Source organism: Lihuaxuella thermophila (genome assembly GCF_900110165.1).
Lineage (GTDB): Bacteria > Bacillota > Bacilli > Thermoactinomycetales > Thermoactinomycetaceae > Lihuaxuella > Lihuaxuella thermophila.
The window spans coordinates 130,405-149,810 of sequence record NZ_FOCQ01000001.1 but is presented as its reverse complement, the minus strand read 5'-3'; the positions used below and the strand labels follow the sequence as shown (position 1 = coordinate 149,810).

19 protein-coding genes are annotated in these 19,406 nt (G+C 49.4%); 6 read left to right on the top strand and 13 right to left on the bottom strand.

Annotated features, from left to right (window positions below):
- Positions 1–15 precede the first annotated feature (15 nt).
- The 6 genes from BMW55_RS00825 to BMW55_RS00800 form a co-directional block, all read right to left on the bottom strand.
- Positions 16–858 (bottom strand): carbohydrate ABC transporter permease, encoded by an 843-nt coding sequence (locus tag BMW55_RS00825; protein ID WP_089964472.1) that lies wholly within the window; start codon positions 856–858, stop codon positions 16–18.
- Positions 852–1,757: a carbohydrate ABC transporter permease gene (locus BMW55_RS00820; RefSeq protein ID WP_211663641.1), complete on the bottom strand. Its 906-nt coding sequence runs from the start codon at positions 1,755–1,757 to the stop codon at positions 852–854. Before BMW55_RS00820 ends, BMW55_RS00825 begins: the two co-directional genes overlap by 7 nt.
- Positions 1,758–1,781: 24 nt before the next feature.
- Positions 1,782–3,083, bottom strand: a complete 1,302-nt coding sequence (locus tag BMW55_RS00815; protein ID WP_170839656.1) for an ABC transporter substrate-binding protein — start codon at positions 3,081–3,083, stop codon at positions 1,782–1,784.
- Positions 3,080–4,129, bottom strand: coding sequence for a LacI family DNA-binding transcriptional regulator (locus BMW55_RS00810; protein ID WP_170839655.1), 1,050 nt, complete (start codon positions 4,127–4,129; stop codon positions 3,080–3,082). Before BMW55_RS00810 ends, BMW55_RS00815 begins: the two co-directional genes overlap by 4 nt.
- Positions 4,130–4,518: 389 nt before the next feature.
- Positions 4,519–4,950, bottom strand: coding sequence for an NUDIX hydrolase (locus BMW55_RS00805; RefSeq protein ID WP_089964469.1), 432 nt, complete (start codon positions 4,948–4,950; stop codon positions 4,519–4,521).
- Entirely contained in the window at positions 4,947–5,435 is a 489-nt protein-coding gene (locus tag BMW55_RS00800) for a PaaI family thioesterase (protein ID WP_089964468.1), read from the bottom strand. The genes BMW55_RS00805 and BMW55_RS00800 overlap by 4 nt, the downstream gene beginning before the upstream one ends.
- A gap of 347 nt (positions 5,436–5,782) precedes the next feature.
- Between BMW55_RS00800 and BMW55_RS00795 the strand changes: the two genes are divergently transcribed.
- The 3 genes from BMW55_RS00795 to BMW55_RS00785 all read left to right on the top strand — a co-directional run bounded on the left by BMW55_RS00795 (position 5,783) and on the right by BMW55_RS00785 (position 8,543).
- Positions 5,783–6,685, top strand: coding sequence for an ABC transporter substrate-binding protein (locus BMW55_RS00795; protein WP_089964467.1), 903 nt, complete (start codon positions 5,783–5,785; stop codon positions 6,683–6,685).
- An 89-nt stretch (positions 6,686–6,774) separates the two neighbouring features.
- Entirely contained in the window at positions 6,775–7,893 is a 1,119-nt protein-coding gene (locus BMW55_RS00790) for an ABC transporter ATP-binding protein (protein ID WP_089964466.1), read from the top strand.
- A gap of 14 nt (positions 7,894–7,907) precedes the next feature.
- Entirely contained in the window at positions 7,908–8,543 is a 636-nt protein-coding gene (locus BMW55_RS00785) for an ABC transporter permease (protein WP_089964465.1), read from the top strand.
- A 248-nt stretch (positions 8,544–8,791) separates the two neighbouring features.
- Here BMW55_RS00785 and BMW55_RS00780 read toward each other — a convergent pair whose 3' ends face one another.
- The 6 genes from BMW55_RS00780 to BMW55_RS00755 all read right to left on the bottom strand — a co-directional run bounded on the left by BMW55_RS00780 (position 8,792) and on the right by BMW55_RS00755 (position 15,501).
- Positions 8,792–9,454, bottom strand: coding sequence for a histidine phosphatase family protein (locus BMW55_RS00780; protein WP_170839654.1), 663 nt, complete (start codon positions 9,452–9,454; stop codon positions 8,792–8,794).
- A 163-nt stretch (positions 9,455–9,617) separates the two neighbouring features.
- Positions 9,618–10,445 carry a carbohydrate ABC transporter permease gene (locus BMW55_RS00775; protein WP_089964463.1) on the bottom strand — a complete coding sequence of 276 codons (828 nt, stop codon included), beginning with the start codon at positions 10,443–10,445 and terminating at the stop codon, positions 9,618–9,620.
- 14 nt (positions 10,446–10,459) lie between these two features.
- Entirely contained in the window at positions 10,460–11,764 is a 1,305-nt protein-coding gene (locus tag BMW55_RS00770) for a carbohydrate ABC transporter permease (RefSeq protein ID WP_089964462.1), read from the bottom strand.
- A gap of 97 nt (positions 11,765–11,861) precedes the next feature.
- On the bottom strand, positions 11,862–13,145 hold the full coding sequence (locus BMW55_RS00765) for an ABC transporter substrate-binding protein (protein WP_089964461.1): 1,284 nt from the start codon (positions 13,143–13,145) through the stop codon (positions 11,862–11,864).
- A gap of 43 nt (positions 13,146–13,188) precedes the next feature.
- Entirely contained in the window at positions 13,189–14,475 is a 1,287-nt protein-coding gene (locus BMW55_RS00760; protein WP_089964460.1) for an ABC transporter substrate-binding protein, read from the bottom strand.
- Between the two features lie 57 nt (positions 14,476–14,532).
- The gene (locus BMW55_RS00755) at positions 14,533–15,501 is read right to left on the bottom strand and encodes a sugar phosphate isomerase/epimerase family protein (protein ID WP_089964714.1); all 969 of its coding nucleotides are present in this window, start codon (positions 15,499–15,501) and stop codon (positions 14,533–14,535) included.
- Positions 15,502–15,724: 223 nt separating this feature from the next.
- Here BMW55_RS00755 and trmB point away from each other — a divergent pair, with 223 nt between their 5' ends.
- The 3 genes from trmB (at position 15,725) to BMW55_RS00740 (ending at position 18,054) form a co-directional block, all read left to right on the top strand.
- Positions 15,725–16,372, top strand: a complete 648-nt coding sequence (gene trmB, locus BMW55_RS00750; protein WP_089964459.1) for a tRNA (guanosine(46)-N7)-methyltransferase TrmB — start codon at positions 15,725–15,727, stop codon at positions 16,370–16,372.
- Between the two features lie 417 nt (positions 16,373–16,789).
- A complete protein-coding gene (gene rpsD, locus BMW55_RS00745) occupies positions 16,790–17,392 on the top strand; it encodes a 30S ribosomal protein S4 (RefSeq protein WP_089964458.1) in 603 nt (200 codons plus the stop codon).
- Between the two features lie 254 nt (positions 17,393–17,646).
- A complete protein-coding gene (locus tag BMW55_RS00740; RefSeq protein ID WP_170839653.1) occupies positions 17,647–18,054 on the top strand; it encodes an NUDIX hydrolase in 408 nt (135 codons plus the stop codon).
- Between the two features lie 47 nt (positions 18,055–18,101).
- Here the strand turns inward: BMW55_RS00740 and tyrS are convergent, their stop codons facing one another.
- Entirely contained in the window at positions 18,102–19,367 is a 1,266-nt protein-coding gene (tyrS, locus tag BMW55_RS00735) for a tyrosine--tRNA ligase (RefSeq protein WP_089964457.1), read from the bottom strand.
- Positions 19,368–19,406 lie beyond the last annotated feature (39 nt).

Genomic DNA, 19,406 nt, shown 5'->3' with positions numbered 1-19,406 from the left:
TTCCTCCATGTGTCGTTAACCTTTTACTCCGCCGTCTGTGAGTCCCCCGACAAAATATTTTTCCATCATGCTGAACAGGAGCACCACGGGAACGGCAGTCAACAGGGATGCCGCCATCATCCTTCCCCACACATAATGTTTGGTATGGAACAGATGACTCAGCCCGATCGGCAGCGTCATATTCTCTTCAGACGTTATAAAAACCGAAGCGAACAGATAATCATTCCATGCGATCATAAACACATAGATAAATACCGAGGCTATGGCCGGAAGCGAAAGCGGGATCACAATCTTGTAAATCACCTGAAGCCGGTTTAACCCGTCCATCATCGCCGCTTCTTCCAGCGACTCTGGAATCGTGCGGAAATAGTTTCCCAGCATATAGAGCGACACCGGCATCGTCAGCACCAGATACGTAATGATAAGCGAGATTTTGGTATCATACAGGTTTGCCGCAGTGATCATCTGATACAGCGGAACCACCAGCAAAACTCCCGAAAACATATAGATCAGCATGACGCCCTTTTGAAACCATCCCCGTCCTTTATACTCGAGCCTCGCAAAACTGTAAGCTCCCAAAGTCCCGACCACCACAGAAAGGAGCGCGGTAGCAAAGGAGATCTGAAAGCTGTTGAAAAAATAAGTCCAAAACGGAAATACCTTTGGATTTAAGACATCCATAAAATGCTCGAGTGTCGGGTTGGCGGGAATCAGATTCGGCGTCGTCGATAACGCTTCCTCATTGGACTTCAGGGCCGTACTCAGCATGACCAAAAACGGGAATACCGTCGTGACAACCGTCAGCGTGACCAAACAGTACAAAATGATCCGGTTCAGCGTTTTGTTTTTCGTCACCATTTGAGCACCTTCCTTACAGCGGTGAGCACAAATACCATCACCAATACGAATAAGGTTACGGTAATGGCTGCCGCCAGCCCGTGGTTAAACGTGGAAAAAGCGGTTTCATAGGAGTATACGCTTATTACGGGCACTTCTTTGGTTAGCAGATAAATTTCATCAAACTTATAGAAGTTCCAGACAAAACGCAAGATGACCACAGAGCCCAGCACAAATTGCAGCTCCGGCAGCGTCACAAACCGAAATTTGTGCCAGATTCCCGCTCCGTCCATCTCCGCCGCCTCATAGATCGAGGGGTCAATGGATTGGAGCTTGGCCAGGATCATCATGAAAGAAAACGGAAAAAGATGCCAGATATCAAACAGAATCACCAGCCACAGCGCCGCATTCGGGGAATCCAGCCAATCGACATGCTGCTTTAACACCCCCAACTGTTCGACGAGCGTATAATTGACCATACCATATACCGGATTAAATAAATATTGCCAAACAAATACCAGCGAGATGACCGGGGCCACATACGGCAGCAAGATGACGGACCGGAAGAAGCGCCGCCCTTTGATCGGCTGATTCAGGAGAAGAGCGGCCACCAGACCCAAGATGGTGGCTCCGGCCACGGTCACGATCGTATAGATCAAGGTAATGGAAATGGAATGCCAAAACCCCTCATCCTTCAGCAAGGATGCGTAGTTTCTCAAACCGATGAACAGATCCGGCCGGTTGGGATTGATCGACACTTTATGAAAACTTAGCCAAATATTATAGAGCACCGGATAAATAATCACCACAGCGATCAGCAAAAACGCCGGAGTGATCAACAGGTATCCCAGTCGCGCCTCTTTGGCTTTTAAGGAACTTCTCTTTCGGCTACTCTCGTTCAACACCGCATGATTCTGCATGTTTTCACTCCCTTGCTCTGCCCCTTACTCCTCTGCCGTTTCTTTCATTTTCTGTTGTGCAGTGCCGGCAACCGCTTCGGGCTTCTTGTTGTGCTCGGTCATGTTGTAGATCGCCTCGCCGATGATGAATTGCGCGGAGATATCGCCCATTTGCGGATAAACTTTTCCGTCCTGGAATCCGAACTTCTGTAATGTCTCCAGTCCGGAAGCGATCGCGACCGCCGTATCCCCGTATTTCTTCAATACTTCGTTATTCAGATAAGCCGGGTCTTTGGCGATCGATTTTCGGGTCGGATTGGCTCCCCCCGGGGACATGTGCAGGTACCGGATATAGTTTTCCTTTTGCATCAGAAAGAGCACAAACTTCTTGGCTGCTTCACGCTCCGGTTTGCTGATGGTATTGGCGATGGAAAGCGAGGTGATCTCACCGAACGTTGCTTTTTGTTTCCGCGTGGGAATGGCAAATCCGGTCTCTTTGACCAGCTGATCGTTCTCTGCCAGATCGCCCATAATGTAGGAAGAGTACATCACCATGGGAGCGCGGCCCGATAAATACAGCTCGCGCGCCTCACGCCAGCTTTCCGCACCCGGCGGAGTATATTTGGCCAACTCCTGATAGTACCGGAGCGTCTCCACCATTTCCGGGGTGTTAAAGCGAACTTTCCCGTTTGTATCAAAGATGGCAGCCTGATTGGAAAGGGCAAACTGGCTGAAAGTCTGTTCGGTAAAATCATCTTTGGCGGTTCCGATCACAATCCCGTACCGCTTGTGTTTGGGATCGTGAAACGCCTTGGCGGCCTTCAGAATGTTTTCCCATGTCTCCGGCGGTTCCAGGCCCTTTTCTTTAAATAAGGTTTTGTTGTACCAGATCCCCTGCACCCAGCCGTTGATCGGCACACCGTAATATCCCTTGCCATCGGGCTTTTTCAATTTTTCTAAAGCTCCGGTGAAAAAATCATCCATTCCCAGTTGCCGGATGATCTCTTCATGCATGACTGTATCGCTGGCTTCTTCAGATCCCAAAAACAACATATTGGAAATCCCGCCCTCAATGATCGCCGGCAAACGGTTTGCCCCGAGCGCTGCCGGAATTTTGCTTGCAAAATCCTCTTCGGGAACGGGAACTTGCTCTACGTGAATGCCCGGATTTTCCGCTTCAAACTCTTTGATCAGCTGTTTGAGAACGGCGACCCGCTCTTCTTCTGTCTGTGTATGCCAATACTGAATGGTAATTCCGTCGCCGCTTTTTTCAGTACCCGAACTGCAGGCTGTCAGCACAAAAAGCGATGATAAGCAAATAGCGACCCATCGAGCGAGCTTCTTCACGAATCTTCCCCCTCCTGCCGAAAACGTTTTTGGAGCACGGCCGTGGATTGCCTGATGATCAGCTGGCTCGGCAATGTGACGGGCGTTGGCTGATAATCGGGATTCTCGATTATATTCAGCAGCATGCGTGCCGCCTCACTCCCCAGTTGATATTTATCCTGCCTGACCGTCGTCAGCCTTGGCTCGAAGAATTCCGCTTCCTTTATATCGTCAAACCCGACCACGGAGATATCATCAGGCACGCGTTTGCCCAGATCCCGAAGCGTTTTGATGACGGAAAACGCCATTTCATCACTGGCGGCAAAAAAAGCGGTAATGTCCGGCTTGTTTGCCATCAATTCACGGGTTCCAAGAGCCGCTTTTTCCTTGGAAAAATAGCCCAGCCGAATGAGTGTCGGGTCAAATCCGATTCTATTTTCCATCAATGTATCCTGATATCCGCGCAGCCGGTCGTAGCTGGTCTTGCTGATTTCGTCTCCACCGATAAAAGCGATCCGCCGGTGTCCCAAATCAATCAAGTGTTGCACTGCCAGTTTGGCCCCGGCATAGTTATCCGACTCCACATAAGCCGTTTTTTCACCTATGAGCGGAATATCGATCGCGATGCAGGGAATGCCGCTGTTTTGCAGCTCAACGAGCGGCTCCGTCCGCCGTTTTCCTTCTCCGGTCAACAGCAAAACCACACCGTCTACGCTTCGTTCTCTGCAAAGCGTCGTATAAGTGGCGCGCTCTTTGTTTTTATTGGTAAATACCAGCAGATCATATCCGGCATTGCCCGCCACCTCCCGCACCGCTGATATCACATCGAGGAAGAACGGGTGATCAAAACCCGAGTTCATCTTGTTTCCAAAAAAAACCCCGATGGTGTATGTCTTTTTCTGCACCAGGCTTCTTGCCACTGCATTCGGAAAGTAATTGAGTTCCTTGGCGATTTGCAGGATCTTTTCTTTTGTCTGCGGATTGACATCGGGATAATTATTTAAAGTTCTGGAAACTGTGGATACGGAAACTCCCGCTCTTTGCGCGATTTCTTTGATTGTTGCCATGAATGCTCTCTCCCCCCTTTGCTTCAACTTTTCCAAAAACGTTTTTGGTTGCGCTTTCATTTTATCAAACCGATCTGGATCTTGTCTACGGAAAAGTTTCCGGGATTTCAGACAGCAAGATCAGCTACGGGACAAGGGTTTCCCCATCACGAAATCGTTGTTCCGGACTACTCTTTTTATTCTGAGCCATCGGTTCAGCCGTTCCGAAACGGAAGATTTACCGAAAGCGTTTTTGAAGTTCATTTAAGAAGAATTGCCCGGTTTCGTCAGGGTTGATCAGCGAATTATCCTTGCGTCCTGTCTGAACGAATCCTCCGTTCCCCGGGTATGACAGGAGAAGCACCCAAAAAAACGCCCTCCTCTGAACAACGAGTCAGAGTTGGGCGTTTTTACCGGCTGACACCGCGAAAGTCGGTGTATACGCGATACGCACGGCGGATTTCTTCTTTCATCCACTCGGGAAATTCACTTTCATTCAGGTCGTCCATATGTACCCAGTAATATTTTTCATGTTCCGGGCTGAGAACGAGCTCTCCCGTTGGCTGGTCACAGGCGAATTTGATAATAATGAGGTGTTTTTCTTCCTGGATCTCATCATAGATATAGGCGGGCGCGACCACTTTTACCTGCAAACCCGTCTCTTCCATCACTTCACGCGCGAGCGCATCCATCAGCGGCTCCGAAGGTTCCAGGCCTCCTCCGGGAAAATCCCAGCCGTGAGTATCTTTGGCGCTGCGCTCTTCTTCTGACTTCCGCAAAATCAGGACACGATCTTGATTGAAGATGATCGCTTTGGCGGCAATTTTATATGGTTTGCTCATCTTACCTCCTGGTCTAATCGAAAAAAGGTTGAAGAAGCGGAAGCGATCAGCTTCTCCCGTTCATCCGTCACTTTGGTTTCCATCACAATGATCGTCTTTCCCCGTTTCACGATCTTTGTCTCAGCCGTGAGCCAACCATCCACACCCGGCGCGAGGAAGTTCACGGTCAGCTCGAGGGTGACGACTTTCACATCCGGACCCAGCGCCTGGAAGACCGTGGCCCCCATCGCCGTATCAATAAAGGTGGCGGTGATTCCGCCATGCAAAATCTTAAAGCGGTTTTTCAATTCATCCGTGATCAACATGCGATGAACGTAAACATCCTTCTTCTCATTGTAACCCACCGGCTGAAAGTTCATCAGCTCTTCGATATAAGCGAGAGGACTGACACGGGTACGCTTCAGCGCCTGGACCAACTTGTGGATCGTTTGGGCTTCGGTTTCATTCAGATCAGCCAGTTCTTTGTACAATCCTTCCAGTGTCATGTTACCTGTTTCCTGCCTTATCTTCTGAATTCGTCACTCATATTATATATTAGCGAATAGAGAATTTTATAGCAACTTGCCTGGGCGTGACCGCAGTCAAGGGAACTTCACGGATGAGGAACACGCAACGAGTCACCAAGGGTAATATATGTAAATTATTAATTTCATTAAAAAAATATTTGATCAAACTTAAGAAGAGTTCTTTTACATCCCTGCCAGAATCACCTTCAGTCTCGTATCCCCTTTTAAAACCAGCCAAGCTTTTACTTTATTTTAAAAAAAGAGGTTTACCTGTCGGAAAATGAGGTTATATAAATAAACAAGTTATAGATAGAGGAGGGAAAAGAGTGAAGAAATGCTTTATTTTGCTTTTTTGCCTGATTTTGCCTTTGAGCCTCACCTCCTGCTCAAACGGAGAAGAAGCGGAAAAAGGTGAAATCGTCATTTCAGGCAAAGATTGGACCGAACAATGGATATTGGCTCATCTTCTGGCCGAATATCTGAAAGCCAACACCGATCTGAAAGTCCGTGTCAGGGAAGGACTCGGTACGGAGGCGATTTTGACGGAGGCGTTAAAGTCAGGCGATATTGACATGTATGTGGAATATACCGGCACCGGCTATCTGGCTATCCTCAAACAGACCTACCAGCCGGGAATGAGCCCCAAAACCATCTACGAGCGGACGAAACAGGGATATGAAAAAAACTTTCGTCTCATCTGGCTGAAACCGCTCGGATTTTATAACAATTATGCGATGTCCGTGCGCAAGGAGACAGCGAAAAAGCTCGGTGTCACCAAGCTATCGGAATTAAAAGGGAAAGCTTCTTCTTTAACGATGGGTGCTCCTTCTGTCTTTTACGAACGCACAGACGGGTATAACGGAATGACAAAAACGTATGGTTTCTCGTTTGGGAAGAAGCTTTCTCTTGATGAAGACCTGATGTACGAAGCAGTCAATAACGGCGATGTGGATATCATTACCGGTTTTTCTACAGACCCCCGAATCAAACAGTACGATTTGGCCGTACTCGAAGACGATAAAAAATTCTTCCCGCCTTATGATGCCGTTCCGGTCATCCGGGAAGCCGTCCTCAAAGCAAACCCCGGCTTAAAAGAAAAGCTGAATGCCCTTGCCGGAAAAATCTCTACAGATGAGATGATGGCGATGAATGCCGAAGTAAATCTCAAAAAGAAACGGCCCCAGGAAGTGGCCAGATCGTTTTTGAAGAAAAAAGGATTAATTCCGTAACTCCATTATATGGAATATTTCGATTTCTTCAGGGTGAAATCCATCTGATTCCACACGTCGATCAAAAAAATGAATAAGAGGGGATAGGATTGATTCGATTTGAACATGTATCCAAGGAATATAAAGACGGTACGGTTGCAGTGAAGGACTTGAATCTGGAGGTCCGCCGTGGGGAGCTGTTAACCCTGATCGGCCCGAGCGGATGCGGAAAGACGACGACCATGCGCATGATCAACCGGCTGATCGAGCCAACCAGCGGAACGATTACCATTGACGGCGAAGACATCTCCGAGGCTGACCCGGTTGAATTAAGGCGGAACATTGGGTATGTCATTCAACAAATCGGCCTGTTTCCCCATATGACCATCGGGCAAAATATCGCGCTGGTGCCCAAATTGAAAAAATGGAAACCCGACCAATATGAAAAACGGGTAGATGAATTGCTGGATCTGGTCGGTCTGGACCCGTCCGTCTTTAAAAAGCGGTATCCCGGAGAACTGAGCGGGGGGCAGCAGCAACGGGTAGGCGTGATCCGGGCGTTGGCCGCGGAACCGGATATCATCCTGATGGACGAGCCGTTCAGCGCCCTCGATCCGATCAGCCGGGAACAGTTACAGGACGATATCGTCCACCTGCAGGAAAAAATCCAAAAAACCATTGTGTTTGTCACCCATGATATGAATGAAGCGACCAAAATCGCATCCCGCATCGCGATTATGAATGAGGGGGAGCTCATCCAGATGGATACTCCGGATAAACTGCTCCGCCATCCGGCCAATGAGTTTGTGCGCAATTTTATCGGCGAGGATCGGCTGTCACCATCGACGCCGACGGTGATCGATTTGATGCATACCTCTGTGGCAACCTCTTCGCCCCGACGCGGACTGGCCGAAGCTCTTCGTCTGATGAAAGCCAAAAAAGTGGACAGCTTGTTGGTGACTGATCAGCAAAATCATTTACTGGGTGTGGTCACCCTGGAAAAAGTGGCCGAACATTATCGGGATGAAGAAAAAACCATTGCCCATCTCCTGGACCGGGATATCAAAACCCTCCAGCCGTCTGACAGCGTCAGCACTGTTGCGGAAATTTTCCACGAGAGCCAAATCAGAGCCGTCCCGGTTGTCGATGAGGAACACAAACTGATCGGGATCGTCACCCGGGCAAGCATGATGCGCGGTTTAGCCAACTGGAACAACGGAGTTTTGTAAAGGAGGGAATTTGTATGGAACTGCTGAAGACATTTATCGAGCGGAAAGAAGACATCTGGTATGCTTTTATCGACCACATCTACTTGTCTGCCGTATCCATCCTTTTCGCCATCGTCATCTCGGTCCCGTTAGGCATCTTGCTCACAAGGTACCGCAAAATCGCCGAGCCGATCATCGGTGTGGCCGCCGTCATCCAAACCATCCCCGGTCTGGCCCTGCTCGCTTTTATGCTTCCCCTGTTCGGAATCGGACAAGAACCGGCCATTATCGCGTTTACTCTGTACGCACTCCTTCCGGTTTTGCGAAACACGTACACAGGAATTTTAGGTGTAGATCCGTCGATGATTGATGCGGGAAAAGGGATGGGGATGACCTCCTGGCAAATCCTGTTCATGGTGGAACTTCCTCTGTCTCTGCCGGTCATCATGGCCGGAATCCGCACCGCTTCCGTTTTCACGATCGGACTTGCCGCACTGGCCGCCTTCATCGGCGGAGGAGGGTTAGGCGAGTTGATCGTCCGCGGAATGAGCATGAACGATGACAGCCTGATCATGGCAGGAGCGATTCCTGCCGCATTGTTGGCGATCCTGTTTGACCTTGCCTTCCGGCTTCTGGAACGGACCATGACGCCACGCGGACTAAAGGTCTAAAAAATCGCCTGCGGAGAACCTCCTGATAAGGCTCTCCGCAGGCGTCTTTTTCTGGCATCCACCATACACGGATCGTTTGACCCGTATCCGAAGCGGCCGCATCCAAGCGCGCCGGTTTGTTAAACAGATCTTCCTCATTTGAATTCTTTCGATGCCCCGCATTCACTCCCCGATCGAAAACCGCGTGTGACGAAAAATACTTAGCTCTGTCGTTTTGGGGCAGCGGTCGTGTGAATCGTTGCCTAGTCCTAGGAGTACATTTCTTTTTTCGCGTTCAGATGGGGAGTTTCATTGATCCCCAGCAACTTCCATCCCGCTTCTTTTTCATAACTCAGCCGGGTCATGCTGGTATTGTGGAGCCTTGTTTTTCCGATGCCGTATTCTCCGCCGGTCAGGACGTGTAAGACGGCATTGATGCACATCCCGTGCGCGACGATATAAATATGTTCTCCCTGATGCTTTTCCACCAATGCCTCCACGCCTCCGAGCATGCGCTTTTTCAATTGCTCGACCGGCTCAATCCCGTAAGCTCCTCCCGTGAACCGAATCTGTTCCCAATCGGGGTATTTTTCCTTTATTTCGGACAGGGTTAACCCCTCCCATTCACCAGCGCTGCGCTCCCTGAACTCAGGAGTTGCCCGAACCGCAAGTCCGTGCTTGGCGGCAATCAGCTCGGCCGTTTGCCGTGCGCGCTTTAAGTCGCTGGAATAAATGGCGGAAATGGTGTGATCCTTCAAATATTCGGCCAGGAACTTCGCTTGTTCCACACCCGTTTCACTGAGCGGGATATCTGTCTGTCCTTGAAAGCGGATCTCTTTATTCCAATCGGTTTCGCCGTGTCGAATAAAGCAAACGTAAGTCATCATCGGTTTCATCTCTCCCGTTTCAACCAAAGTGACCATTCGGCCCATTCCGGATTCCTTCAAAAGTCCGGATGCGTTCATCTGCCTTCAATGATTAACTGAATGGTATTATACATCGGACCCTGAGACGATCTCATTTACAGATCTATGTGGCTACCCATTAGAAAAAAACCATTTGCCAAGAAAGACAAATGGTTTGAAACACATCTTTTTATTCCTTGACCGCGCCTGCCGTAATACCCGAAATGATCCTGCGCTGGAATATGAGCACCATGATGACGAGGGGAATCGTTACGATGACGGAAGCCGCAGCAATCTCTCCCCAGGGGATCGTATACTGTCCCTGGAATAAAGCAATGCCTACCGGAACAGTTTTTAAATTTTCTTCCGTGTTAATGGTCAGCGAGAACAAAAACTCATTCCAGGCAGCGATAAAGACAAGGATCGCCGTTGTAAACGTCCCGGGCATGGCCAGGGGCAAGAACACCTTGCGAAACGTTTGCATCACGCTGGCTCCGTCGATCTTTGCCGCTTCTTCGAGATCGGACGGAATTTTGCGGTAAAAAGTGGTCAGGTTCCAGATGGCCAGCGGAAGCGCGAACGTCGTATACGGAATGATGAGCCCCAGATAACTGTTGGTCAGATCGACCGATTGCAGGAACATAAAGATCGGGGCGATCGTGGCAATCTGCGGGAACATGGAAACAGCCAGCACAATTCCCAAAATGAACGTTTTTCCTTTAAAATTCAAGCGGGCGATGGCAAAGGCCGCAAACGACGCCACCACGATGCAGTAGAGAGTCGTCAGGGTGGACACGACCATGCTGTTCCACATATAGGTTAAAAAAGGCCGTTGTGTAAAGACGCGTTCATAGTTTTCCAGAGACGGGTTTTGGGTGATAAAGTGAAAAGCTTTCTCCCCAAACAACTCGGATGGAGGTTTAATCGAAGCGATAAATTGCCAGAAGAACGGGAACATGATGACAACTAAAAATCCTGCGAGCAAAATGTAGAAGACGGGTCCGGTTCGCTTTTGCATTCAGCTTCCCTCCTTTACCTTTCGCGGCTGTCGCTGACCAGGTCCGCACCCAGCAACTTCACGAAGATGATGCTGATGATGGCCACACAGATAAAGACAATCACCGAGAGTGCAGAGCCTTCGCCGAAATTCATCTGAGCAAACATGGTTTTATAAGCATAGATGGAGATCGTTTCCGTCGAGTTGGCGGGTCCGCCCCCGGTCAACACATAGATGAGGTCAAAAACGCGGAAAGCATCCAGCGTGCGGAACAAGAGCGCCACCAAGATCGTCGATTTCAACAAAGGCAACGTTATCCGGAAAAATTGCTGTACTTTGGAAGCCCCGTCCACTTCCGCCGCTTCGTACAGAGAAGAGGGAATCGTCTGCAGTCCCGCCAGGAGGAGCAACGCCATAAAAGGTGTTGTTTTCCAAACATCGGCAAAAATAACAGCAAACATCGATCCCGCTTTCGTGGTTAACAACAATCCCATATCAGGAACAATACCAATCAGTTCAAAAAACTTGGCCATGATCCCATTTTGCCCGTCAAACATAAACTTCCACATCAATGCCGATACGACGGTGGGTATCGCCCAGGGGACCAAAACCGCTGCCCTCACCAAACCGCGGCCGACAAAATGCCGGTTGATGAGCAGTGCGATCAACAAGCCGAACACCAGCTCCAGAAAGACGGAGATGACGGTAAATACCAGGGTGTTATTTAATGAATCCCACAAACGCTGATTCTGAAGCAACTGAATGTAATAGTTTATGCCGATAAAGTTGGGCGAGATCAACGCCCCGTTCAAACCTCTGGCTAACCCCAGCGCGGTATCTTCCTTGAGCTGTTTTTGATCTGTCAGCTTTTGCAGCTGGGCCTGCACGAGAGTCAGTTGCTTTTTCACTTCTTCGCCCGTCTTTTGATCGAGAGAGGCAAACTTCAGGTCTTCGGGAACGGGTTCTCCTTCAAACAACAGCTCATCCACTTTTTCGTATTTGGCGGCAAAATCTTTGTTTGCATCCAAGCGGGCTTTCATCTCCTCCAATTGTTGGAGGATCGCTCCTACTTGTGCTTTCGTTTCGCCGTCCGCCTGATTGCTTGCTTCTTCCAAATTTTTGGTCAAGACCGGATAAATCTCGGCCACTTTTTCCACATCGACGCCGTGTTGGTAGTGAATCTTTGTTTTTGCCGGATTGTTCAACCGGACATCATGCAAACTGATCCAGAACGACCGGAGAACCGGCCAGATGGCTATGACCACGATGATCAGCAATGCGGGCAGCACCAACAAATATCCAATCTGTTTTTCCGACAAGCCTCGGTTTATCTGCTTCATCTTGTCACCACCTTGTTCGATAAAGAAGAGAGTCATAAGACCGATTGGCTTATGACCCTTTTATCATGTGCACCGGGTGAAGAACCCCGGATCAGCGTCACTTTTTGACGATCTCTTTCAACTGGGTCTCAATGTTTTTCAGCGTATCCTCAGCCGATTGTTTGCCGGTAATGGCTTTGGAAACCTCGATCTGAATCACTTCGGAGATTTTCGGATAAACCGGGGATACCGGTCTCGGAACCGCGGCGCTGATCCCGTTTACATAGTTCTTATCCGCAAACAGCGGGCTTGCTTTTTTCACTTCTTCATCATCGAAAGCCGGCAGGTAAGTGGGGGTGGATCCACCATAGACAGCGGAAATTTTTTGCCCTTCGGCACCTGTGGCAAACTTGATGAATTCCCAGGCTTCTTTTTTATGTTTGGAGTATTTGTTGATCCCCATCATCCATCCGCCGAGAGTGGCCGCTGATCCTTTATCCCCTGACGGCAACGGGGCCACGGCAACCTTGTCCACAATTTTGGATTGCTTTTGATCCTGGGCGAGAGCGTATTGATAAGGCCAGTTGCGGATCATCACCGATTGCCCTTCAATAAAAGCCGTGTGCGACTCCAACTCCGTGAACGTGCTGATATTGCTCGGCACAAAGTCGGATTTGGCAATTTCGATCATCTTGTTCAGACCTTTGACTGACTCGGGACTGTTGATCACCACATTGCCGTTTTCATCCAGGACTTTTCCCCCATACGCACTGATAAACTCCAGGAAGTTACAGACAAGACCTTCATATTGCTTGGCTTGCATGAGATAGCTATACTGGGTTTTCCCCTGGCTTTTCGCCTCTTTGGCTTTTTGGATCAGCTCATCCCATGTTTTGGGAGCCTCTGGCATTAAATCTTTGCGGTAAAACAGCAGGCCGGCATCGATAAATTTCGGCATGGCAAACTGTTGCCCGTCCACTTTCCCCGCTTCGACAGCACCCGGAATATAATCATTCAGATTGATCTTATCTTTTTCAATATAACGGTCCAGCGGCTGCAGATAACCGGCCTTGGCAAATTCAGCCGGCCAGATGACATCCAGATTAAATACGTCGATCTCGCTTGACTGGCTGCTGAACATCGTGACTAGCTGATCATGGTTTTGTCCTGTATCTGCCGGCATTTCCTTATATTTAATCTTAATGTTCGGGTGTTTTTTCTCAAACGCTTCGATCAGTTTTCTGGTTCCTTGGGTCACATCTTTACCGGTGGCATATACAATCTCCACTTTTTCCCCGCTATCGCCACTTCCTGCACTTGGTTCACCGCTGGAGCATGCGGTCAGCGAAAATGTCAAAGTGGCGGCCAATCCGGCGATGAAACCTTTTTTCCAGTTCTTCATTCTAGCACCTCCAGTAATCATGAGAGGAGAAATGGCAGCAAAATTACTTTTTGACGACCTCTTTCAACTGGGTCTCAATGTTTTTCAGCGCATCTTCAGCCGATTGTTTGCCGGTAATGGCTTTGGAAACCTCGATCTGAATCACTTCGGAGATTTTCGGATAAACCGGGGATACCGGTCTTGACACGGCTGCGCTAACTCCGTTTACAAAGTTTTTATCAGCGAACAAGGGGCTTGCTTTTTTCACTTCCTCCTCATCGTAAGCCGGCAGGTAAGTGGGGGCTTTTCCGCCGTGGACGGCTTGAATTTTTTGCCCTTCGGGGCCTGTGGCAAACTTGATGAATTCCCAGGCTTCTTTCTTATGCTTGGAGTATTTGTTGATCCCCATCATCCACCCGCCGAGAGTGGCCGCTGATCCTTTATCCCCTGCCGGCAGCGGGGCCACGGCAACCTTGTCCACAATTTTGGATTGCTTTTGATCCTGGGCAAGAGCATACTGATACGGCCAGTTCCGGACCATGACCGATTGCCCTTCAAGAAAAGCGGTATGAGAATGCTCCTCCATAAACGTGCTGATATTGCTCGGCACAAAGTCAGCGTTGGCAATTTCGATCATTTTGTTCAGACCTTTGACTGACTCGGGGCTGTTGATCACCACATTGCCGTTTTCATCCAGGACTTTTCCCCCATACGCGCTGATAAACTCCAGGAAGTTACAGACGAGTCCTTCATACTGCTTGGCTTGCATGAGATAGCCAAACTTGGTTTTTCCCTGGCTTTTCGCCTCTTTGGCTTTTTGGATCAACTCATCCCATGTTTTGGGCGGTTCCGGCATTAAATCTTTGCGGTAGAACAGCAGGCCCGCATCGACATACAGCGGCAAGGCGAATTGTTGTCCGTCCACTTTTCCTGCCTCAACCGCACCTGGAATGTAATCATTCAGATTGATCTTATCTTTTTCAATATAACGGTCCAGCGGTTGCAGATAACCGGCCTTGGCAAATTCAGCCGGCCAGATGACATCCAGATTAAATACATCGATCTCGCTCGACTGGCTGCTGAACATCGTCACCAACTGATCATGGTTCTGCCCGGTATCCGCTGGCATTTCCTTAAACTTAACTTTAATGTTCGGATGCTTTTTCTCAAACGCTTCGATAATTTTTTTGGATTCACCGGTCACATCTTTGCCACGAGCAAAGACGATCTCCACTTTTTCGCCGCCTTTGCCCCCTTCTGCGCTTTGTTCACCTCCCGTGGAGCAAGCGGCCAGCGAAAATGCCAAAGTGAGGGCCAATCCGGCTGCAAGACCTTTTCTCCAAAAGTTCATGCTATCGCCTCCTGCAATCGGCTAACCAGAATGGAAAGCAGAGAAGGTACCCGCGCTTTACACCCACCACATTTCAGACAACTCTTCATAAGGCAATACTTGCTTCAGGTTTTGCACCGCTTTCGTGAATCCTTCTTCTATAGATAAGAGCGCATCTTCATGCTCAATGCTGACAACATAATCGTAACCGACCAGGCGCAGGGCGCTTAAAATGTCCGCCCATTCTTTCAAGCCGTGTCCAAATCCGACGGTGCGGAACTGCCAGGCCCTTGTCTGCATGTTCTCATACGATTGCATATCGGTCAGACCGTACATATTGACATTATCCTGATCGATGGCCGTGTCTTTGGCGTGGAAATGATGAATCGCCCCTTGTTTGCCGAGGATTTTAATCGCCGCGACCGGATCGATTCCCTGCCACCAGAGATGGCTGGGGTCCAGGTTGGCTCCAATCACTTCTCCCACTGCTTCACGCAGGCGAAGAAGCGTATAAGGGGTATGCACCGAAAAACCCCCATGCAATTCCAGGCCGATTTTTACCCCGCGCTCTTGCGCGAATTTGCCGGCTTCTTTCCAGTACGGGATAATTTTCTCTTCCCATTGCCATTTCAGAATCTCCCGATATTCATTGGGCCACGGGGCAACCGGCCAGCTGGGAGCTTTGGCCCCTTCGTAGGCGCCGGGGGTTCCCGAGAAGGTATTGACCACCGGTACTTCCAGCTTCTCAGCCAGTTCAACTGTTTTCAGAAATGTACGATGGGACTCCTCGGCAAATTTCTTGTCAGGTGTCAGGGGGTTTCCGTGACAGCTCAGCGCACTGATGATCAAACCGCGATTTGTAACCGCTTTCTTAAATGCTTTAAGTTTGGCATCATCCTCCAACAGCTCGTCAGGATTGCAGTGAGCATTTCCCGGATAACATCCCGTTCCAATCTCAACGGCATCCAGCCCTGCCGCTTTTACATAATCCAGCATTTCCTCAAATTTCATCTTGCTGAATAATACGGTGAAAATTCCTAACTTCAACCGTCGTCCCCCCATAAAAAAATTGTAATCGATTACATTTTTCTTCATCTTTAGAATAATGGAGATGCGGATCAAAGGCAACACTTTTTTGCATAATCAGCCGAAGTTTTCGAATCCAATTCTTTCAAATCTTTCAAGTCATCTGCACGACTTGCCCGTTGCGTCCTTCCCGGCTAGGATATAATATAAACGACACTAAAAAGAATGGTTGAGGCAAAAGATCATGCGATTAAGAAGAAAACCCGAAGCAAAAAAGATTTTGTCTGAACATCCTCTCGTCGTGAAAGTGCCCGAAGAATATCGCGGAAAATGGAAAAGCCTGTTTGGCCGCCCCTGCCCCCTTTATGTCGAACTGGGAACGGGTAAAGGCCAATTTCTGGCTAAAGCCTCCGAGATTTACCCTGATATCAACTGGATCGGCGTCGAACGGATCGAAGAACCCCTTTTGCAAGCGGTAAGAAAAGGGGAAGCCACAGAGAACACAAACCTTCGCTATATCTGGATGGATGTCGAGAAATTAGCCGAAGTTTTCGCCGAAGAAGAGGTGGACCGCTTTTACCTCCATTTCAGCGATCCTTGGCCGAAAAAGAGGCATGCCAAAAGGCGCTTGACCCACCGCCGTTTCCTGGAAGTGTATAAAAAATTGCTGGCTCCGGACGGGGATCTCATCCTGAAAACGGACAGCACCATCCTGTTCGATTTTTCCCTGGAGGAGTTTGCGGAAGCAGGTTGGCAGATCATCGAGCAATCCAGGGATTTGCACCAAAGCCCCTATGCGGAAACCAATATCACGACCGAATATGAAGAAAAGTTTGCCTCCCGCGGAATGCCGATTTATTATGTGCGGGTAAAGCCGGAAAAACCTTCATGACTTCCCGACACCAACCTGGCATGAACAGAAATGGCAGGTGAAGGCCCGTATCGGCGAAAGCAGCCGTCGGGTCACCGTTCCGGGGGTTGGACGGTTCTTTTCCAAACCTTGACAACCTGAATGTTTCCCAGCGAACCATCCCGCCGGGGACGGTCCCGGGAAGACGCTATCATCGTTGACTTTTTCTCCAATAAAGATATAATAATAGTTTGTATGGCTCAAACTGCCTCCTAGGGGTATTTGAGGATAGCAAGCAAAGGATAGGTGAAGGGATCACCCTCACTGATTCGCCCTGTGAAGGTTCTTCACAGGTATCCGGTCTTTCGCCGCTATCCGGAAGACCCGGGTAAGACGAGCGGATCAGAAAACCCTGTCATTTGCGAAGACAAAAGCAAATGATGAAAGGAGCATCTTTCTATGGCACGTTACACTGGACCGCGTTGGAAACTGAGCCGTCGTCTGGGAATCTCTCTTTCCGGCACCGGTAAAGAGCTGGCTAAACGTCCTTATGCTCCCGGACAACACGGCCCCGGCCAACGCAAAAAGTTGAGCGAGTATGGCATGCAGCTTCAAGAAAAACAAAAACTGCGCCACATGTACGGAGTAAGCGAAAAACAATTCCGCAACCTGTTTGTGCGCGCAGGTAAAATGAAAGGAATCCACGGGGAAAACTTCATGAAACTCCTGGAGTCCCGCTTGGATAACCTGGTATACCGTTTAGGCTTTGCCCGTACTCGCGCACAAGCCCGCCAATTGGTGGTACATGGTCACATTACCGTGAACGGCAAAAAAGTAGACCGCCCATCTTATCAAGTCCAAGTGGGCGACGTCATCGGCTTGCGGGAAAAAAGCCGCAACCTGGATGTAATCAAAGAAGCTTTGGAAGACCGCGCTTATCTGCCGGAGTACCTCTCCTTTGATGAAAGCAAAATGGAAGGGACTTATACCCGTCTTCCCGAGCGCTCTGAGCTGCCTGCCGAAATTAACGAGACCATGATCGTAGAGTTCTACTCTCGTTAATCATAACGGTACAAAGAAAGGCATGGTGAACAGTTGTCACCATGCCTTTTCTCTTTGCCCCCATTTTTCCCCGGACAACCCATCACCGCATTCCCGCCACAGACCGGAATGATCACGCCTGCCTGTTTCTGTTAAAATATGAATATACGGAAATTTTCTGCCTCTATCTCTGCCCGATACTGTTCCTCATTTTTCTCCCGCCGATCCGAGTGTTCGATTGCGACACCAAACCATCAAAGGTCAGGTGATCCCTCGTGTCATTTCCCAAACACATTGTCACTGCAGGAGTGGTCGTATTAAACGATGATCACGAAATTTTGATCGTGAAAAGCCCCAACCGGGGTTGGGAACTCCCGGGAGGCCAGGTGAAGGAAAAGGAATCGATCCGCACGGCGGCCCTGCGTGAAGTGAAATCGAAAACAGGGATCAACATCAAATTAATCCGCTTTTGCGGCATCTTTCAAAATGTGCGTGCCGGCATCTGCCATACGCTGTTTATCGGGAAACCGATTGGCGGTCAATTACAAGCGGGCCAGCCATGTCTGGACGTCGGTTATTTTCCGGTGGAGACCGCTTTACGGCTGGTCTCATGGAAGCTCTTCAAACAACGGATTCTGTACTGTCTGGACGAAAAGAAACACCCTTTTTTCGTGGAGTTTTAAGCGGATCCCAACCGCCCCGGCACCCTCTGAGAGGGTGCCAGGCGGGGCTACATAGACTCATCCAATCTCACCCTGACGAATTTGCGGCGCCCCACCTGGACCACCAGTCCGTTTTTCACTTGTACTTGCACATGTACATCCGTTACTTTTTCCTGATCGATGCGCACCCCGCCCTGCCGGATCATCCGCCTCGCTTCTCCATTCGTCGCAACCAGCCCCAGTCTGGCCAGCAAAGGGACTACCCCCATCCGTCCATTCTCCAGCTCATTTGCCTGAATGGTTACTTGATCCATTTCTTCGGGAAGTTCTCGTTTCTGGAAAACCGTGCGGAAATGATGTTCTGCTGTTTGTGCGGCTGCTTCCCCGTGATACATGCGGACAAGAGTGTAAGCGAGTTTCATTTTGGCATCGCGCGGATGCGTGCTTCCGTCGGCCAGGCCGCTTTTCAACCGCTCCACTTCCTCACGGGAAAGGTCCGTTGCCAGTTCGAAGTATTTCACCATCAAGGAGTCGGGAATCGACATCGCTTTCCCGTACATTTCGTTCGGAGGTTCATCAATCCCGATGTAATTGCCCAGGCTCTTGCTCATCTTTTTCACGCCGTCGAGTCCTTCCAGGAGCGGCATCGTAAGGATCACTTGTTCTTCCTGTCCGTATTCTTTTTGCAAATGGCGCCCCATCAGCAAATTAAAGGTTTGGTCCGTTCCCCCCAATTCGATATCTGTCTTCAGGGCGACGGAATCATATCCCTGCATGAGCGGATAGAAAAATTCATGCACACTGATCGCCTGTCCGCTTTGATAGCGTTTGGAAAAATCGTCCCGTTCCAGGATGCGGGCGACTGTACATTTCGCCGCCAGTTCCGTGACTTCGGCAAATGAAAGGGGACTGAGCCAGTGACTGTTAAAATAAATTTCCGTTTTTTCTTTATCCAGCACCTTAAACAGTTGATCCGTATAGGTCTTGGCATTTTCTTTTACTTCTTCTGGCGAGAGCGGTTTTCTGGCTTCTGACTTCCCGGTCGGATCCCCGATCCGCGCCGTAAAATCACCGATCACCAGCTGGACGATATGTCCGAGTTGTTGAAACTCCCGCAGCTTGTGAAAAACGACGGTATGCCCGAGATGAATATCGGGAGCGGTTGGATCTAACCCCAGCTTCACCTTTAGCGGGGTATTCGTCCGGATGGAACGGCGCAGTTTTGCGATCAAGGCATCCATCGGGAGGATTTCAGCCGCCCCCCGTTGAATTATTGCTAATTGTCTATCCAGCTCTGCTTCTGCTTGGGAAGAAAGGATTTCATCCGTCAACATCTAAGCTCACCTCTTCATAAAAATAAAAAACTCCGCCCA

Excerpts from the sequence above, each read along its gene's own strand:
- BMW55_RS00825 (WP_089964472.1), bottom strand. The coding sequence starts at position 858 with ATGGTGACGAAAAACAAAACGCTGAACCGGATCATTTTGTACTGTTTG.
- BMW55_RS00820 (WP_211663641.1), bottom strand. The coding sequence starts at position 1,757 with ATGCAGAATCATGCGGTGTTGAACGAGAGTAGCCGAAAGAGAAGTTCC.
- BMW55_RS00810 (WP_170839655.1), bottom strand. The coding sequence starts at position 4,129 with ATGGCAACAATCAAAGAAATCGCGCAAAGAGCGGGAGTTTCCGTATCC.
- BMW55_RS00805 (WP_089964469.1), bottom strand. The coding sequence starts at position 4,950 with ATGAGCAAACCATATAAAATTGCCGCCAAAGCGATCATCTTCAATCAA.
- BMW55_RS00800 (WP_089964468.1), bottom strand. The coding sequence starts at position 5,435 with ATGACACTGGAAGGATTGTACAAAGAACTGGCTGATCTGAATGAAACC.
- BMW55_RS00785 (WP_089964465.1), top strand. The coding sequence starts at position 7,908 with ATGGAACTGCTGAAGACATTTATCGAGCGGAAAGAAGACATCTGGTAT.
- BMW55_RS00780 (WP_170839654.1), bottom strand. The coding sequence starts at position 9,454 with ATGGGCCGAATGGTCACTTTGGTTGAAACGGGAGAGATGAAACCGATG.
- BMW55_RS00775 (WP_089964463.1), bottom strand. The coding sequence starts at position 10,445 with ATGCAAAAGCGAACCGGACCCGTCTTCTACATTTTGCTCGCAGGATTT.
- BMW55_RS00770 (WP_089964462.1), bottom strand. The coding sequence starts at position 11,764 with ATGAAGCAGATAAACCGAGGCTTGTCGGAAAAACAGATTGGATATTTG.
- BMW55_RS00765 (WP_089964461.1), bottom strand. The coding sequence starts at position 13,145 with ATGAAGAACTGGAAAAAAGGTTTCATCGCCGGATTGGCCGCCACTTTG.
- BMW55_RS00760 (WP_089964460.1), bottom strand. The coding sequence starts at position 14,475 with ATGAACTTTTGGAGAAAAGGTCTTGCAGCCGGATTGGCCCTCACTTTG.
- trmB (WP_089964459.1), top strand. The coding sequence starts at position 15,725 with ATGCGATTAAGAAGAAAACCCGAAGCAAAAAAGATTTTGTCTGAACAT.
- rpsD (WP_089964458.1), top strand. The coding sequence starts at position 16,790 with ATGGCACGTTACACTGGACCGCGTTGGAAACTGAGCCGTCGTCTGGGA.
- tyrS (WP_089964457.1), bottom strand. The coding sequence starts at position 19,367 with ATGTTGACGGATGAAATCCTTTCTTCCCAAGCAGAAGCAGAGCTGGAT.